The sequence below is a fragment of the bacterium genome (genome assembly GCA_030652805.1).
GTDB lineage: Bacteria > JAHJDO01 > JAHJDO01 > JAHJDO01 > JAHJDO01 > JAHJDO01.
In genome coordinates this window covers 1-18,986 of sequence record JAUSPT010000076.1, presented here as the reverse complement: position 1 = coordinate 18,986, position 18,986 = coordinate 1, and the positions used below count along the sequence as shown (strand labels likewise).

General features: G+C 39.2%; 12 protein-coding genes. All 12 read right to left on the bottom strand.

The features are described 5' to 3' along the window. Nucleotides 1-9 precede the first annotated feature (9 nt). Nucleotides 10-531 carry a hypothetical protein gene (locus Q7J67_07855; GenBank protein ID MDO9465193.1) on the bottom strand — a complete coding sequence of 174 codons (522 nt, stop codon included), beginning with the start codon at nucleotides 529-531 and terminating at the stop codon, nucleotides 10-12. Further along, on the bottom strand, nucleotides 521-1,108 hold the full coding sequence (locus Q7J67_07850; GenBank protein MDO9465192.1) for a hypothetical protein: 588 nt from the start codon (nucleotides 1,106-1,108) through the stop codon (nucleotides 521-523). The genes Q7J67_07855 and Q7J67_07850 overlap by 11 nt, the downstream gene beginning before the upstream one ends. Then, nucleotides 1,105-4,836, bottom strand: a complete 3,732-nt coding sequence (locus Q7J67_07845; protein ID MDO9465191.1) for a DUF3857 domain-containing protein — start codon at nucleotides 4,834-4,836, stop codon at nucleotides 1,105-1,107. The genes Q7J67_07850 and Q7J67_07845 overlap by 4 nt, the downstream gene beginning before the upstream one ends. A gap of 134 nt (nucleotides 4,837-4,970) precedes the next feature. Further along, nucleotides 4,971-7,628: a glycoside hydrolase family 38 C-terminal domain-containing protein gene (locus tag Q7J67_07840; protein ID MDO9465190.1), complete on the bottom strand. Its 2,658-nt coding sequence runs from the start codon at nucleotides 7,626-7,628 to the stop codon at nucleotides 4,971-4,973. 18 nt (nucleotides 7,629-7,646) lie between these two features. Continuing rightward, nucleotides 7,647-8,750, bottom strand: a complete 1,104-nt coding sequence (locus Q7J67_07835; protein MDO9465189.1) for a uroporphyrinogen decarboxylase family protein — start codon at nucleotides 8,748-8,750, stop codon at nucleotides 7,647-7,649. A 16-nt stretch (nucleotides 8,751-8,766) separates the two neighbouring features. Beyond that, on the bottom strand, nucleotides 8,767-10,485 hold the full coding sequence (locus Q7J67_07830; protein MDO9465188.1) for a glycoside hydrolase family 2 TIM barrel-domain containing protein: 1,719 nt from the start codon (nucleotides 10,483-10,485) through the stop codon (nucleotides 8,767-8,769). Between the two features lie 9 nt (nucleotides 10,486-10,494). Then, complete coding sequence (locus Q7J67_07825; GenBank protein ID MDO9465187.1) at nucleotides 10,495-11,649, bottom strand: hypothetical protein; 1,155 nt, start codon at nucleotides 11,647-11,649, stop codon at nucleotides 10,495-10,497. A 70-nt stretch (nucleotides 11,650-11,719) separates the two neighbouring features. Further along, a complete protein-coding gene (locus tag Q7J67_07820) occupies nucleotides 11,720-13,057 on the bottom strand; it encodes a sialidase family protein (GenBank protein ID MDO9465186.1) in 1,338 nt (445 codons plus the stop codon). Nucleotides 13,058-13,192: 135 nt separating this feature from the next. Further along, nucleotides 13,193-14,530, bottom strand: coding sequence for a GH1 family beta-glucosidase (locus tag Q7J67_07815; GenBank protein ID MDO9465185.1), 1,338 nt, complete (start codon nucleotides 14,528-14,530; stop codon nucleotides 13,193-13,195). Nucleotide 14,531: 1 nt separating this feature from the next. Beyond that, a complete protein-coding gene (locus Q7J67_07810) occupies nucleotides 14,532-15,557 on the bottom strand; it encodes a hypothetical protein (protein MDO9465184.1) in 1,026 nt (341 codons plus the stop codon). 82 nt (nucleotides 15,558-15,639) lie between these two features. After that, nucleotides 15,640-18,039, bottom strand: a complete 2,400-nt coding sequence (locus tag Q7J67_07805) for a hypothetical protein (GenBank protein MDO9465183.1) — start codon at nucleotides 18,037-18,039, stop codon at nucleotides 15,640-15,642. Then, a partial coding sequence (locus tag Q7J67_07800; protein MDO9465182.1) for a (4Fe-4S)-binding protein occupies nucleotides 18,036-18,986 on the bottom strand: 951 nt, incomplete at its 5' end. The genes Q7J67_07800 and Q7J67_07805, both read right to left, overlap by 4 nt.

Below are 18,986 nucleotides of genomic sequence, written 5' to 3'. Positions count from 1 at the left end.
GCTCCTACGTTAATCAATTTTAATCTTATCCCACATTCCCGTTTTTTCAGGATCCGTTTTCTGCTTTTGCTTTTTGCTCTCTCTTTCTCTCTTTTCTTTTACTGCTTCTGTAATATAATCTGCAATAGCTTCACTATCCGTATTTTTGCTCTTTACGCCTATATTCTCAGGCTCTTGCTTATAATGCTCAAACCGAATACCAATTCCTTCTACTTTTGTTACTACCCTGGAAAATAGTATAAACCATTGTCCATATGCTTCTACCGTTACATCAATTAACGCATCAGCTCCAGCATCCTTAATTGCCTCATTAAGCGCGTCTCTTGTTGAGTTACTTCCTGTTACTGGTATAAATCCCAGTATAAGAAATCTACTATCAGTTGCCGAGGTATGCCCAAGTATATGATATGGCCTATTGTTAAGAGGCGTACTTGAAGCTGAAATACCTCCGGGGATACAAGCGCACCCTGTTAATAAAAAGACCAAAAGACTCAATAAACCCAATTTTAGATATACTAATTTAGTTACCATATTTTCTAATTCTCCTCTCTGATTCATTCCACCTCTCACTAAAATCTATGATATAATCTCTAACACGCGAATAGTGCCTTATTATTCTTGGACGATGATCAAGCTTGTCGTCCTGCACAAACACAACTTTTTTATCTGCGATTACATATTTTGATTTCTCTCTTACCATCTTGCTTTCACACGGAGGGACCAAGATATTTACAATTCCCGCTCTCCTTAATTTATTAAGCCAGAGAGTACCTGTCTCTCTGTGCATAATTCTGACATCTACTCCACGCTGCTCCGCTTGAAGAATTGTATTAACTATTCCGGGATTGACCTCATCTGAAAGATTATCTTCATATTTAATGTCGCAGATCCATAGAGATTCTTTAGCTGATTTAATAACCTTTAGCATTTCTTGATAACTATATTCTTTTTTTACCACAACTGTTGGTTCAGTATGTCCTTGTATGTCAGTAAATGTAATGAGTTTTAGCGAGTTACAGTCAGCTAAAGAGATAAGCATAACTACTCCGGCTAGAACAACTGCGACTTCAAGTTTCCAAAGTTGTCTCTTTCTTCTTGTTTTCATCATTCAGCCACAGGTATCTTTTTAATTATTATTTCCTTGTTTTCGTTCTTATCTACGTCTGCAACAAATTTGCGAAATTCTGAATACTCTTCAGGCAAAACTCTTGAGACATCTAACTGAAGCTTTATTTTAACTATAATCTTATCAGGTAATTTACCATATATCATTGATAGAGAGCCGAATTTACTTTTCAGCTCAACATCTTGAGGCAAGTGAATTGCTTCATAACCTTGTGGGAGTAAGAATTCAGTTGTTTTGTTATCCATAAATGGATACGAAAGTAAGAAATCATGTTTTCGTATACTACTTGAAGCATACCTTTGAGTAAGTTTGTGCCTTAACATAACAGGATTAAATGAAAAGCCTTCGGAAACAGGTTTTAAGAACTTTGGCACACTAACAGCATAATTGTATTTTATAGGAGTATCCAGTCCTGATAAATCAGGGAAATGGATATTTATTACTTGCACACCTTCAAATACGGTGTTTAATAATTTTTCAAACTCCTCCTTTTGCTTTGAAGGAATTTGGAAGAAGTATCTAATTCCAGAACAGAATGCTCCACTAACTATTTCTGTTCCGCCAATGTATGCGCTGCCATCGTTTTTTAATAATACATTTTTATCTGAAATGCGATTATTATGAATGCCTGCGCTAACAGGTATTTCAGATAATATGCCCTTTCTCCGCTTCAGGTCTACTACAAACACACGAGCCCCCTGATCCATCCATGGTATCTCATTGATACTGCTATATTCAGCAGTGCCATCCAGCCAGAGCTCTTTTCCACCCTTAAGTCTGATATGACATATTGCGTGATTAAATAAGCCAAGAGAGGCTTGGGAGAAATCAAACCTGCCCAGGGATCTTGTTCTTACAAGTACAATTTCTGAAGGAATCCCAGCTTCTTTAAGCATTGTCATAATCAGTAGAGCTTTATCCTTGCAGTCACCGAATTTCCTGCTAAATACCTGGCATGCTTTATATGGCTTATAACCATGTATGCCGAATTCCAGAGCTACATATCTAATTTTCTTAACAACATAATTGTATATAGCTTCAATCTTATCAATTTCTGTATTCTTATTTTCTGTTAATGAGGCTACTATCTTTTTTATTTCAGGAGATGATTCCATCTGATCCCTTGTAAGATCAGCGTACCACCTGGCCATATCTGTCCAATCCTTAAATGTAGATATAAGCAGATACGGAGTAATCTCTTGGTAAGGAGGCATACTCAACTCTTTGTCTATTTTTCCAATGTTCCTTTTCTCCCAAATATAGCTAATAGTATCTGCATGTTTATCATAAATTTTTCGGGGAATGATATGGAGCTTTGGGCTATAAAAATAAAATTTGCGGCGTTTTGGAGCAATGAGAATGTATTTAGAAAAAATTATAGGATTTGTATCTTTAAACAGGAACATATTTCCAAAGTAATCACCATATATATTGCCCCCTATATCGTTGACATTGTATTCAAAATCAATAATATCCCCTTTTTCAAGAGAACTAAACTTAATGGTTTTTCTTCTGTAATCATAGTATGTTCTGTACTGTGGGCTGGATGTGGACACGTCAGAGAATTTATAATAATCTCTTATTGTTCCATCTTTTTTTATAATGCATGCTTTTTTAATAATAACTTCCTGGTCTCCAGGCACATAATATATGTTGAGATGATTGAAATCCCTTACGCCTTTATCTGTAAGAATTTTAATGACTTGATGTATATATTCAGACGAAGTGCCATCCATATATACCCGTGAGATTGCTTTATCAAGTAGATAAACAGCTTCGCTATCAGTCTGTTTTAGGTTATTTGCAGAATTGATTATTGCTGCTATGTTCTCTGTAAAATTCTCTTCATACGCTTCTTTCTTTGGACTCACAAATTCAGCGTATTTTCTGAGCCATGTATAGTCAGGCTTTATTTTCAACGCCTCATTGACAAACCCCTCAAACTTTTCGTAATTACCAATGCGTCGATACAGAAGTCCTAAACTTGAAAGTATTTCATAGTTCTCTGGACAGATAATAATTGCTTGATTACATACTTTAATGGCTTTATGGAATTGGTATCTGTTAGCATATATCTTTGCTCTGCGAAGATATATGCTCGTATCATACGGACTCAAGGCCGACATTTCACATAGTCTATTCAATGCTTCTGAATCCTTGCTCGTATCTAGTAAAATTTTAACGATCTTGTCTCTTGCACAGTTATCTGTAAAATCTATCTCTGAAAGCTTTCGGAGTTGTGCTAAGGTTTCTTCCTGTGAACGATGATACTCATAATAGCGGATTATATTATTCCGTGTTTCTTTCTTATGTGTAGGAGCATCTTTTACCTCTTCAAGCAAAGGAGAAATAAGCGGGGTTAATCCTTGTTTTGAGTAAATAGAGATTTTTAGACAAATTGACGGGAGAAATGATGGATTAATATCAAGACATTTATTAACTGTATGCAGAGCTTTTGTCAGATTATCGGCATTTAAATAATATTCCGCTAATTGATAAAATGCTATTATAAAATAAGGATCTAATTTAATCGTTTTTTCCAGCAGCTCTCTTCTTTTGTTTGGTTGATCTGCAAGATTTGCTCCAAGATGGGTGTAAAAGGGATTATTGGGATTTAGCTGAATAGCCTTTGTTATACATAGAAAATCCTTATGTTCGGTTTCGTCATATGGCAGACTTTTGTTGTATAAATATGATAAATAATAATAGAGTTGCGCATTACCCGCGTCGGTTTTGATGCTTTCTTCAAGACAGGATATACTTCCTGAGTCAGTTCTGACAGTATCTTCCACAGGAACATGTTCTGCTATCTTTGCGGGCAGATTTGCCCTGACCTTTAGTCTTGATATAGGGTTGCCATTTGGAGATGTTATTCTAAAAAGCAATCCCCATTTCTCCTGTTTTTGACAGAGCTTAATCAGGATTTTGTTCCATCCTTTGTTAAGAAGGACTCTTGCATGACTCTGATCAAATCGTGCAGCATGATAATTATTATTGCTAAAAACTAAGCTGTTATTTAGCCATATCTTAATTGCATCATCGTGTCCCATTCTAAATGCAACTTCTCTTTTCTTGCTTGATTTAACAAATGTTAGTAAGTAACTACACGTATTTTTATTTGGTCTGAAAATAGCTCCAAGGTCAACAAATCCTGACGGAGATTCAATATTTATATGTCTCCATTTTACTTCTCTATCCTTACCCTGATATTCGGAAGAAATTTTTATTTCCGTCTCAGGCGGGTATTCTTTGTCAAAACCTGTTTTCCCATCATTGTCAAAAGGACCTATTGCAAACCAGTTTTGAATAAAACCGAGTTTTTTGCACAAGCTCTTTGCCGCCTCAATTTTTCCGTCCTCAAGGTATAGCTGCAGCATAAACCATTTAGCAAGAGATTTTAGTGATTGGTTAGATTTTCTGCCTTTTCTTATATATTTACAGATTTTTAAGACGTTTGTTTTATTACTGATACTGAAACGCATATCAAAAATTCTTCTTAGATATATCTCCTGCTGTACGCCATCGGAAGTCTCTCTAATTAGCTTTTCATACAATGCAAATGCCTTATCATAATGCCCCTTTGCTTCCTCAGACAGCCCGGCTTTTTCTAGTGCTAATATATTTTCTATCTTTGGTGTTGAATAGAGGGGGACACTGATAAAAAGTATTGAGAGAATAACGAAAAACAAATTTTTTGAATTAATCTTCATAGAATGCATCTTGCAGTCACAAATCGCAATGACACCTGTCTTTACTATTTTGGCTATTTTAGCGTATTTGATATAGAGTAACAATCACTTTTTTCAGGGCATTTAGGAATTTATTTGGATTTGAAATTTAGAACTTAGGATTTTTCAAAGCGCTGAATCCTGATCGTAGCAATACCAAATGATTTAATAGACATGTTTATTAAATGCTTTCCTGCGGAAATTTCTTTTTGATTCTCCTCCACTAGATTCGTTTGATAGGCCTTTTTAATTTCAAGAAACGGTAAGGTTATTTTTATAACAGTATCCCTACCATCTGTCTCTATTAGACGAAGAATCAATCCTTTTTTGTCCTCAGCCCCTTTTAAGGCTAAAAGAGAAACATTTTTCTTATCCAAAGAAATAAAACTGTATTTTTTCGGCAAAGCTACTTTTAGGTTTTTATCAATTGCTAGACTAATTGAGGAGTTATTGCACTCTTGGGCAAAGAGAGAAGCTGTTGAGTTATTAATCTTCCCTTTACAACTTGTAAGGGAATAATGAAAAACAGATTTTCCTCCCTGGCTTGCCCTAAAATTCGTAAACCAGTAATTATTCATTATCCATGAGAAAAGAGTGCCATTTTTTATTCGGACATTACTAAGCCATTTTCCTGTATTTATTTCCCCAAACTGAACCAGAGGAGCCTCTTTTGCAGTCCAGACTACACTACAATCTTTATCTGAAATAGAGACCCAGTCCTGAATAGAATAATAATCCTTGGCTGAACCGGGTAATTGGTCAATTTCCGGTCTCATTGATGCCCCGGCAATTTCAAATTTTATCTCTGGATTCTTAAAATTAAAGGGAAAAGCATAATAAACAGCTTCTGGATTTAGGGTTTCTTCCTTGAAGATGGTGTTCACTATATCTATTCTCTTCAGGTCATGATAAAGAATAACCTCCTGGATGATTTTACGGCATTTTCTTAACTTGGCCTCTGAGATTAAGCTGCCCATCACAGTGCCATCCTTGCCTCTCTTTATTTCAGAAATTGTTGGACTAAACCTGCGAAATTTTGTGTCTCTTTCTTTTATTGCAGAAGTAACACCATAAAACTTGATAGCATTGAAAATTGTCTCTCTCTGTTCCAAAGGATTTTTTCCTCCGGCGAAGGCTGCCTCTTCATAGATACACTGATTAACTCTATAGGGACTTTTTTGCTCCACCAATTCTCTTCCAAGCTGCTTATCATAGATGCTTTTTATCCCGCCGGTGATATGGTCAAGAGAAACTTTATAAAAATTATTCTCAATGCTATCTTTTCCAAAAGAGAAATCAGACTGATAAGCTGAACCCCGGGAAATCACCTCAAAGGTTTTATAGCCAAAAGATGGAATGGTGGCTACAAAAGAAACTTTTGCTTCTTCTTTTTTCCATGGAACCTCTCTATCTATCTTTTCTACCTGAATCGGCAAAATCTCCTTTCCATCTTTAACATGAAACTTTTCTTTCAATGCTTCACGGCCCATTGTAAAAGAAATAAGAGATTTTCTGCTCTGAAAGAACGGGCTAAATACAACTATCTCCTTAAGTGAGTCACTGTGTTCCTGAAGTAGTAATAATTCTAAATTAAAAACGTCCTTTTTCCCTGCAGAATCTTTCCTATTAGTCAGAATCTTTGCTTTCTTCAGAAGCCTTTCGGCCTCTACGACGGCATTATAAATAAAGGAAGACTTTATCGCCCAGCTCCCTTTTGCTATAGGGGATTCGAGTCCGTATGTTGATGTTGCTCCCCATGTATGCTCATCAAAAAACATTAAATTATCCCAGATATTATCAATCTCTCTTTTAGGATAAGGGCTTTGATAGAACGATTGCAGAGCAAGGAGCGCTTCTGCGACCTTTAACCTTCTTTTTGTCTTCCTTGATAGCCCTGTCTCATAAGCAGCGGATGCACTCCCGTCAGCCCACCAGTCCGGCCAGGCAAGTTTATAAGACGGAAATTTGTTTTTGTATTTCTTCTCCATATACTCAAAGAAATCTTTGTTTGTGGAGACAATAATTTGAGGAGAAACATGTTTCTCGTTCCATTCTCTAGCAATTTTGGAGAGTTCAATATGAGGATCAACATTATCCATGGCCATTCGCAGGCAATAAGCATCGTAGGGATAATTTTTATTTTCAAGATGTCTGAGATATTCAGGTAGCTTTTTAGAAAATGTTTTATAACTACTTCCAAGTCCAAGATTATATCCTGCTCCATAAGAATCATTATTGGTCCAGACAAGAACCCTGCTTTCATCAGGAGAAATCCAATAAAAAGGCTGGGGAACTGAAATCCTTTTAGCCCTGATACTATTAGGAGCCATAGAAAGATATTTAATACCTGCTCCGGGAAAAATTTGCGGAAGACCCCAGGATAAGCCGGGCACGTCGGAGTTCATTGCAGAAACTACTTTAATTCCATAATTTTTTTCTAACTTCTTAGCAAAATAGAGAGAACGAATAAGTTCCTCGGCAGTATATAATTCAGTAACATTCAGATAAAGTCCGGTTACTTCTATTCTCCCTTCTTTTACCCTTTGAATGAACTCATTAATCCTTTCAGGTCTTTTTTTTAAATAATTTTTAACTGTCCATGAAACTTCACATGTCCATTTAAATTTTGATTCTTCTGGATAATTATCCGTCTCTTTGCAATAATCCAAGACCTTATCTATAAAATCAACATGGTCATTCATTATCTTAGTCTGGATATCTGTATAGCCAATGTCTGTATGAGTATGATGAACGACAAATAACTTCTTAATCATCCCTTCCTGTATTGGATTTTAATACCAACCATATTCAAATATCGCTTTTTGTGCCGCAATTATATTTTTTGTAGGGGTTGCTCTTGGTACTGCACATGCACTTCCAAGGACATATCTTCCACCTGATTTACCTTCTTCAATGCACTTCCTTGCTTCATCATACACCTCTTCAGAAGAACCATTTAGAAGTGTAAGACAACTTATTCCTCCCATTAATGTAAGTTCTTTACCAATTGCATCTTTTGTGCGTTTTACACTCATACCGCTTGTAGGATCTATCCCATCCATAGCATCTATTCCGATTGAAGGTAAAAATTCAAGTAAGGGATTATAATTCCCACAGCAATGCATATAACAAAAAACACCTGAATTATGAAATTCTTGCGTAACTTCTTTATATGCCGGAGCACAGAAACGTTTATATATATCAGGCGATATAACACTGGAAGACGCAAAGGAATCACCAATGTAAATACAATCCACTCCCACTTCAATAAATGCTTTACCTTTCTGGATAGAAATTTCTACTGCTTTGTTAATAAGTTCATACACAAGATCAGGCGAATCATAAAAACTCATAAGCGCAGTATCAACACTACCCAATTTCTCAACCATAAAGTTTATTGTCTGCCCACCACACATGCCAACTACAAACAATCCATTATCATGTGCTTTTTCAATATATCGTTTGATATCTTTCAGGTAACCACGTTCTATATACTCCTTAGAACTTATCACTTTTATATCACGTACTTCATTAATACACTGCACAAAACGTTGTTTTTCAAAAGGGAAATAATATCCTCCACCCACAAAATCATAGTATCCTTCTTTTGTCCCTGTCTTCTTATCATACTGTATAAGTATACCATCTTCTTTTTTCACAGTCTTGTCACTATACCACGACTCATCAGGTCCCATAACAAAACGTACAACATCCGTATTATACTTCAAAGCCGCACCAAGCATACATTCTGCGCCTAAAGATGGATTGATAAGTGCATCTTCAAAATTTTTACCACATAACACACAAGCATAGTCAATATAAATTGTTGGGGAAAACGGAACTTTATCAGGAATATTGCCTGAAAGAACTGTTTTCATTCTATCTCTGGAAGTCATTATTTCCCCTTCTTTGCTACCTATATAGTGCTTTCAAATACTTAAACGAAATCTTTTTTGTCCGATTATAACTAACCACACCTTTATAATTCACAGCATCCCAATGAGTTCCGACAAACTTGGATGGGTCCCGGTAATCGCTAAAGCAGAATGGAAATGTCCCACACACTCGAGGCAATGTTCTTGCCAGTTCAATTGTAAGCTTAAGGAGTTCAGCATGGTAATCCTCCGACCACAATTCAAGACTCTCTGAACGAAATCCAGGAATTGAATCCGCACCAAATTCCGTTAGTAATAAAGGTTTTTTAAATTGTTTTGACAGCTCTGTTAATTTTTTCTCGACAATCTTTAGGTCAGGCAGGCCTTGAGCGCCTGCTTTTGGCGTGCCACCACCCTTTAGTCGATCATACCAGCCCCAGTACTCGTTTACACCAATGACATCCACCATGTCACCTATAGGGCCGACCATTCCGTAAAGCGCAGCGTAAGAAACTAGACGTGTTGTATCAAGTTCACGCACAGTAGCTGCCAATTTGCTAAAAAACGGCTCTGCTTCAGGGCAGTCAACGTTGCACTCATTACCAATGCTATAAATAACCACGCATGGATGGTTGCGTGCCTGAATAATCATCTCCTTAATCATTTGTTTGGCAAGTAATAACCATGACGGATCAGAAAATACGGTATTGATTTTTTCTTTCCCCGGATTAATGCAATAGACCGGAGTTTCAACCCAGACCATAATACCTGCTCTATCGCAAGCCTCATAAAATTCGTTGGGAAAAGGAAAATGACTGCGAATAATGTTGACGCCTAGTTCTTTTAAAAGTGAAATATCAGTCAAAAATTGTTCTTTCTTCATAACGAGACCATAAGCAGGACTATCATAAACATAACAGATGCCATTCAACTGTATTGGCTTATCATTAAATAGAATTTCATCACTTTGTGCTGTAATAGAACGAAAACCTATACGCACTTCCCTTGTATCTACTATCTCTTCACCTGAAAGCAGTATAATTTTGGTATCATAAAGAACGGGGTTTTCGGGAGTCCACGTTTTTACATTCTCTGTATCTAATATCATTTCAAAACTGCTGTCTGCCTTTACAGTAACCTGACCTGAAACACCTTCACAGGCAACTTTTATATTGAGAATCTCCTTTGTTTTCTTTTCAACAAAACCCCTGATAGTCAGTCTGCCTCCTCGCCGGATAGGTTCTGCGCTTATGAATAAATTTTCCATGAATGAATCAGGATATATTTCAAGACTCACGTCCCGATGAATACCGCCATAATTAAAATAACCAAGTACAGGTGGTAATTTCATAATAAAGGCGCGATTATCTACTCTTAGGGCAATGGTATTTTCTCCTTTTTGTAAAAAACTTGATACATCAAAGGTAAATTCCGTATAACCTCCCTCATGCATACCCACGCATTCGCCGTTAACGAAAACTTCACACAGGTAATTTACCGCCCCAAAACGTAATAATGACGTTGCTTTCGTTAACAACTTGTCCACCTGAAAGGTGCGTGAGAACCAGCAGACTCCTTCATAGATATCAAGTTCAGGTCCATATTTATTCCAGACTCCCGGAACTTCTACTTTCTTCCAGTGTCGCCGATTCCAATCCGTTTGAGCATAAGCATAGGTATTCTTGTTTTTCTTATGATATTTTGGGTCAAGGTCGACAAGAAAATCCCACGTTCCGTTAAGGTCAATTCTTTTCACGATTTCTCCTTATTCATGTTCCCAAAATTGATACCCGGGACAATTACAAAAATGCCAGGGAAAACTCCAAATCGGGTTATTAGTAATTGTTTTTCCAAGATAGGCCAGACAAAGAGTTCTGAACCAGGTCGGGAACATAGCTCCTGCATTCTTCTCACCATTCAATTCAGGATGTCCATACTGGTAAGCTTTATCCAGCATGAATACGAATCCACCATCCGGCATTTGATTTTGTTTTACCCAACCTAATGCTTTTTCAAGGCTCTGTTTGATATCTTCTCTACGGTAATCAGTATAAAAAGACATTCTGGCCAGTGGATCTATCGAATCAATATCCTCACACGCACTGCTTTTATACGGCTCAGAAGAATTATGTACGCCCCAGCCAAATCCACCTTCTTGATTCTGCGTTGCAAGCAGTGTATCAATGGCACGTTCTACATAAGGAATAGGGTGATGGTCATAGAAATAGAGTGCCCACCAATGATATGCTGCCTGAACCGCATGAGACCGTTGCTGTGGCTCAACAATATCTATATCGCCCCAAACACCTGTATCAGAATGGATATAGTGCGTATCCAGCCAATTAAGGAGAAATTCCACAGCGCTTCCTGCACGGGCATCATTCTGAAAATCCCTTGCATACTGAAGAATTGTGCCTAAATTCATTATCTCATTACCTGTGCTTGCCACCCTTTTTCCCCAGTCGCGTGATTCTAACCATGACTCCAGATTCTTTCTCGATGAAAACTTTTTAACCAAAGCAAAGCTTTTTTTTGCAACTCCTTTCAGACATGTCAAAGCTGTTAAAATATGACATGTTAAATGTGGTCTTCCATTCCCAAAATAATCACCTTTATAGGAATATTGGTTAAATATAACAGGATCGCGGAATAGACCGTCATCATCCTGATATCTGTTGAAATAATCAATCCATGCTTGTCGCTCAGCGCTTGTCAAAACATCCAGATCATTGTAAAGTGAGCGGGTCATAACCGCATAAGTTGATGAATATAGCGTAGGCAGTGTAACCACGCTTGAATAGCGATATTCACCCATCTCCCCACCTAAGACCCGATTAGTCTCGACAAATGCAAGCGTCTCTTTACGCAGTTTGTCCATTTGTAAACCCATATCTATTACTTTTGCAATAAGCAATTTCACGCTCTACCCTATATTTCAATCGTTATTCGTTTATCTGCGTTTCCGCCCCTAACAACCGTATTGACCTTTACTATTCAACCCGCAAACCAAAGTCATCCAATAATTCATCGGGCACTTCATTAATTCGAAGTTGGCAGGTTTTGTTAGCGTAAGCGATATAATGTCTGCCGCCTATCCTGTAAAATGACGGATAACCAATCTCAGGATCCTTAAAAGGTCCGCCAGGTTTGCCATCGTTAAAAATAACTACTTTAGGTTTGGCAAAGTGCAGACCGGCATTGTTGGTAACGCCGTGCGCTTCCCGTCCCGCTGTAATCCAAAGAGGATCCCGCGGATACCAGCCCAGGCCTTCGGGTTTCACATTGTGAAAAATAAATACAAATCGGCCATCCGGCAGTTTAGTCATAGGACATGGGGCGCAGGGTTGATTAAACGGCTCTCCCTCAGGGCAAATTCGGAGAATATCGGGCTTACTCCAGGTTGCCCCACAATCCTCGCTGATGGCAAAAAAAGGATGCCCCAGTCTCGACCGAAAGACACAAAGCAATCGTTCGCCGGAAAGATCTACAAGTGTTCCTTCCTGACCAAAATGACGATCAGTACCCGGGTAGGGCATCCAGAGTCCCTTATGTCCTTCCGGCAAGAACCGGAAATTTAATCTGGCCGGATTATTTTCAGTGAGGATATTGGTCAGTTCAAGAAAAAAAACCTCCGTTACCCAGTTGTTTGGATCTCCCCCCTGCTCATTCTTGGGTTTGGTAGCAGAATCCGCACCCGGCTCCACCTGCCATTCATTGTTCAGATCCAGACGCCAACCTTTTGGATAAAGACTTGAGCGATTGATCTTAGTATATGTCATCATCACCTGCCCCGTCGCCAAAAGGCACGGCTGGCCGAAATTCCAGCCGTGGATATCGCCTTCCGGATCATCCATGGCTGTGCGGGGTATCTCAACACGGTACCGCGGTGACCATGTAAAACCGTCATCGTCAGAACACCGATAGAAAATATCGCCTGCATCGCGCAGGAAAACGCCATTGATATTGTACCAATAAAACATGTATATCCGCCCCGTGCCTGGAACTACGAAACTGACAATCCACGCCGGCACATGATAGGTGCCCCCGGAACCCTCAATCACAATTTCCTTGCTCCAGGTTTGACCATTGTCTTCGCTTCGCGCTACCACGACACGCTGATCAGAATCAGCCTCATAGCTTCCCTGTGTCCAGCAGGCAATCCAGGTACCTTTGGGGGTCACGCAGAGCTGTACCTGGTAATTGAAGAATCTTGGGCCCGGCTCGCCGTCGATGATAACACTGCAGGCATCAGCAGCATCCATGGATTTTGGGTGAAGAATCTCTTTGGTCACGCGGGGCGATACAGACTGTCCTTCAGCATATGGCATAACTGTTTCTCCTCAAAAGCAAAAGTCTTCGTCCATCCTTTTTCGTTATGTTCCTGCGCCGTTAAAGACAACATTCCCACTGGATTCAAACCAGATAATCTTTTTCTTTCCCTTTTGTCAAATTCTCTTTATTAATTATGTCTGATTAATCCAATTCTTATACCATCTTCCGCTTGCCTTTACTGTTCTCTTCAATGTTTTAAAATCTGTGTAAACTAATCCAAATCTTTGGGTAAAACCAAGTTCCCATTCAATGGTATCCATAAGGGTCCAGACAAAATATCCCCTTACATCAACACCCCCTGAAATTGTATTTTTTAACTCTTCAATGTGTCTTTTCAAAAAATCTATTCTCACCGGGTCATTTATGGAACCGTCCGGTTCTATTTTGTCATCAAGGGCAACGCCGTTTTCGGTAACCAGGATAACCGGATTTTTATAATCCTTCCCGATTCTTCTTAAGAGAATGCCCAGACCTTCCGGATAAATCTCCCAGCCCATCGTGCTGAAAGGGGTTCCCAATTCTTCAGGTGACACGTCGACAATCTTCAATTTCCCCTCTTCCCTTTTTCCTTTTACCACATACCGGGAGTAATAGTTAATCCCGAGGAAATTTGTAGGTGTTGAGATTGTTCCCATATCGTTCGGTTTAATCTCCGGGTTTTCCTTCTGATATGCCCACACATCTTCGGGATATTTACCAAGATACAGGGCGTCAAGAAACCAGCGATTTAAAATACCATCCTTAGTCCGGGCGACCTTTCTGTCATCTTCCGATTCTTTATTAAATGGCTGAACCGGATAAAGATTCAGGACAATACCGACTTTTGCCCCTTTTCTTTCTGTTTTAATTGACTTTACGGCACTACCGTGAGCAACCAGGAGATTATGTAAAGCCTGGGCGCCAGCCTTGGAGTCACCTAAACCGGGTGGTTCAGAGGTTCCCGAATAACCAAGACCGGCGATACAAATAGGTTCATTGTGGGTCGTCCAATATTTGACTCTGTCACCAAGATGCTTTGCCATTATTTCCGCATATTTAGCAAAATGGCCAATGGTTTGTCTGTTAACCCAGCCTCCTTCTTCTTCAAGTGTTACGGGCATATCATAGTGATGTAGAGTAATAAAAGGCTTAACATTATTTTTCAAAAGTTCATCAACAAGATTACTATAAAAGTCAATGCTTTTTTGGTTTATTTTCCCTTTGCCATCAGGAAGAACCCTTGACCAGGCAATGGAGAAACGGTAGGCATTTATACCAATTTCTCTCATCAATCTTACATCTTCTTTCCATAAATGGTAATGGTCGCAGGTGATGTCTCCGGTGTTTCCATTTTTTATCTTCCCAAGATGAGCCCATCTATCCCAGTTGGATTCTCCTTTACCATTCTCATTCCAGCCACCTTCTATCTGATAGGCGCTGGTGGACACACCCCATAGAAAATCAGCTGGAAATTTTGTTTTTGAATGCATTTCACACGACCTTTTTTAATACTTTTTTTAGTACTGATGAACAATACTCACACTGATGGCATCTTCTTATCTCGCAGTCGGTTGTTTTCTGAAACCAATCTTCTGGAAATTCGGAGTTATCTATAATATATGGAGAAAATAGAGAGCTGTGTCCTGGTTCCAGCAGGTCTAATAGATTACCCCGAAACTTTTCTTCTACATAAGATTGAATCACTTTCCTCGGGTTTGAGTGCATCCGGGTAGCAAGTTTAGCCACGGAAAAGTAAGGTCTATAATGATGTAGATCTTCCGGACGAATCCAGGAATTTTGTAAAAAAGATACCCATCTATTCTTCTTAGCGTAGTAATTCCAGCAGAGACATGGATTCCATCCTGTCACGTTGTCCATTTCACTTATTTCTCTTTCGTGGGCAACCAGGTTGTCATGAAAGGTCTGACCGGAACAAAAATTTAAACAGCCACTATTGACTAAGATATAAATATCTTTATGGTTTCTATCCGCCCATTCCTTCAATTCCGCAATTCTTTTGAGGTTCCGATTGTATTCCCTCTGGATATAAAAACTGTCAAAAAGATCTGAAATATACTCTGCCCCTTTTATGGTACCGATTTTCATATTAACGGAAGCGCGAACATCTATTTCCGGGAAATTTTCCTTTACTGTGTTGGCAATCATCAAAGATGCGGTTGTAATTATATCCAGTCCAATGGTCTCTTGTAAATAGGAAATAAGGGAACCGATAAAGTTTTTAAAATGTTTGGATAAACTGTGTCTTCCGTAACAGTTGGCATTAAGTAATAAATCAAGTTTTATGCCCATCTTTTTTATCTCTTTCAGTTCCTCCTCCTGTTTATGTTGACCTGTCCAGTTCACAAAGCCGTCACGGACAGTCATAGGAGATCTGCCACTGGGTAGATACAGCCAGGGAAAATAGACTTCTTCTATATGTTCCCTGAACTCCTTTGCGATATCAACGATTGATTCTTCACCCTCTTCGGGTAATTGATAGCCGAACGCAAATCTCATTGCATTCCTTTGACCCTATAACTTCCAGGGTTTCCTTTTTCTAAAAGGTCCTTTGAAAACATTTTTCAGTTTACCCTGCTGTTCATAATCCTTCTCTACCCGGAAATTCAGAAATGGCGGGAACAACGGCAGGACAATTAACCAAACAATTTTCTCGGATAGCTAAATAATTTTTTTGTATAGGGTCCATTTGCTTTAGTGCTTTATCCAGCGCTTTTTTAGTTATATTTTTCGGAGGTTTTATATCTGTTTCTGAACCCACAAAACCGGGTCCTTCATCACCTACTAATCCATATCTTATTGCCCAGTCACAGCGCAGTCTATTAAAAATCCCAAATTCAAAAATTTTCCCCTCTACATTAAGGGAAACTTTTCTTCTGGAAATAGCCTGGACCGGGCAGGTTTTTACACATTTAAAACACCTCTTACACAGACTGGGCCCTTGATAAAGAGGGTCTGATTCTAATTCGGCATCGGTAATAATAGCGAAAAATTTTTGCCGGACGCCAAATTTCGGAGTAAGTACCCTTCCATGCCAACCTAATTCTCCGAGACCAGCAGCGATAGCGGCGAATCGATTAGCACTAATATCCGGATATGAACCAACATAAGAACTTATCACTCTTGATGCAATTCCAGAAAGGTCAGCAACAGGAACAGCAAGGTAGCCTTTACTTTCTAAAAAATTAGATATCTGAAAAGCAGATTCGGAGAGAAAAAAATAATCCCAGGTTTGGCTAAAACAGTATGGTCCCACAGATTCAGAAGGAGATTTTGCCGCCCAATCCACTGCAGCATCTGAAAAGTGCAAACCCAGAACTACAACGGACCTGGCTTTTCCAAGATAATCACTGGGTTTTTTGACCGTTATCATTTTTCTTTTGATCTGCGGAAGGGTTGGACCTTTATAAAATCCGGTGTCATTAGCTTCAAAATAATATTCCTTTTCAAACAAGTTCCTCAGTTGAGCGGTTATGTTTTCTAATCTTTCTGCTGGCGCAATACCAAGCAAATCAATGCCGTTTTGATACGCAATCGCCTTGATTTTGTCTCGGAGCTCTTGCGAAGTATCCTTATTCGCTGAAATGTTTTTTACGGCTATTTTTCGTTGTTTCCGGGGTGCGAACATGGTGATTTGCAACTGAGCGCTGGTGATTACTCCGCCGAAAACATCCGTTTCCTTATCATTGTCTCTCGTTAAACGGCAGGTTTTCATTGCCAGAGCAAATGCCCGTTCATCTTCAGTGCTTCGATTTGGCGAGTTCTGCAAGTAACTCATCTGAATAGCGGAGTATCCCAAATTATCCAGGTAGTTAATTACATCCATCTCTAAATAGTCCCGGCGCTGGCTAAGATAACCTCTCAATTCTTTAAAGTGTAACGGATATTTCAAAGAAAAAATCAAGACAGAGGAAGCGTCGGGAAGATATCTTTTAAAAATACTTAATTCTTTACCACTTTCCTCAATAGAAATAACACCAAATTCATTAACTCCACCTTTAACAAGACACGATTCAATTTCTGCAATTATCTTGTTTTTCATTATGGAGTTATCGGTCACCATTATGGGCTTTTTCCTTCTCGGTACGTCAGTATATTCAGGGTCATTAAACCTCAAATGAGGTGGCAAACAGTAGCGCCAGCATGGTTCTATTGTCCATGTCTTCCACCATTCAGGATGATGAAGGGTTGCTTCTTTAGATATTTCAGTCATTACCTTTTCATCAATTTTATCCGGTAATTCAATCGCACAGTCCAATCCAAAATTTTCTGTCCAGGCACAGCGCCATAAATTTTTATTAGCATACTCAAACTTTTTACCGCCTATTTCAATCTGAACCTTACCGTGCACCTCCTTAGTAAGTCCTTTCAGATGTTTCTTACAGGCTTCTACACATTTCATACATTTGTCGCATAAGGCAGGACCTTCATACATAGGAGAAGGTTCAAGAGATGCGGTTGTAATTACCGTTATTAGCCGTATCCGGGGACCGTATTCGGGAGTCAATAGAAGCCCATTCCAACCAAACTCACCCAAACCAGCACCGACTGCCATATGACGGTGGGATACATCTGCTGTAAATGGGGTAGGATACTGTTTATATGGCCTGTATCTCCAGAAGCACGTTGAGAATATACCCAGAGAAGGATACCCACTATTTTCCAGAAAATGAACGGTTTTCATTGCTATCCAGTTTAGCCTATTGGACATTTGGTGATTTATAATACCTGGGCCGGGATTCTGGTAGTGATTCCGTGCCGACATTTCCATACAGGCATCGGTCATACGTACTGCCGCTACAATTACCGATTTAGCCTCAGGATATACTTCTTGAGGTTTCGGCCCAACTTTCAGGGACATTTTTGTAAATCTCCCAACATCGGCTATCCCCACCAAATCCGCTCCTTCATCCTGCATAAGAGATTTAACTTTCAAAGTCAGATATGCATCCATTGTTTTCCTGCTCAAATTCATTTTCATAGTTTCCAGGGCTTTCTTTTCCTGAAGGGATTTTTAAAAGTTTTTTTGATTTTTCCCGTCTCCTCTAAATGAATCATGCAAGCCCTGATACATCCTTTAGCTCCTTCAATTGCCGGCATATGATGAAGTTCCTGATAGCAGTGATCCAGGTAATTGTCTACCATGCACCTGGAAATCTTACCCCATCCGTAGAATTCCTTGTTGTATTCATTCTCGTCCACATTTTCAAGCAGAAAAGGATTGGTTTCCTTGTTGCCCCCAAGATATGCCACAGAACATTTCAGTTCATCTAACTTTCCCCACTCTATTTCTCTTCCGGCCACTTTAATCTTTACTGTCTCTGTCCTGCTGATTGCTTTTCCACTGCAATCCCGGACGCAAAGCATACACCGATCACAGATTTTACCTTCAAAGAGCGGGTCTGGTTCTAAAGGAGCATCAGTAAGAATAAACGCAAATCTCTGCCTGGGACCAAATTCTGGAGTAAGGAGTAACTTACTGTAACCAATCTCTCCCAAGCCAGCAATAAAGGCGGCAATTCGAAAGTGAAAAAATACATCTGGCGCTGGTTTATCGGGAGAGACCCGTTTTGCTGATCTCTGACGCAATTTGCCGGTATTTACATCTCTTAAATTTCCTTCTCCGACAAGCACATTCTGAATAGGGACTGCTTCATAGCCGTTGTCTTCTAAAAAAAGGGAGACGGCTCTTAGAACAATAGGAGCGTGAATTTGGTTGATATTGGCATACCCCATGGCTGGATAGGCAGAAAAGTAAGTCCCTTCCTCAATCCCACGAAAACAACCCCGAGGAATGCGAAAAGCCAGAGCAATCAACGATTTCGCTTCAGGAAAAATGTATCTAGGGTCCATTTCCATAGGTGCTCCCTCAAATCTATCCATTGAAGCAATTCCGACCAAGTCTGCCCCGCAATTTTTTGCAAACTC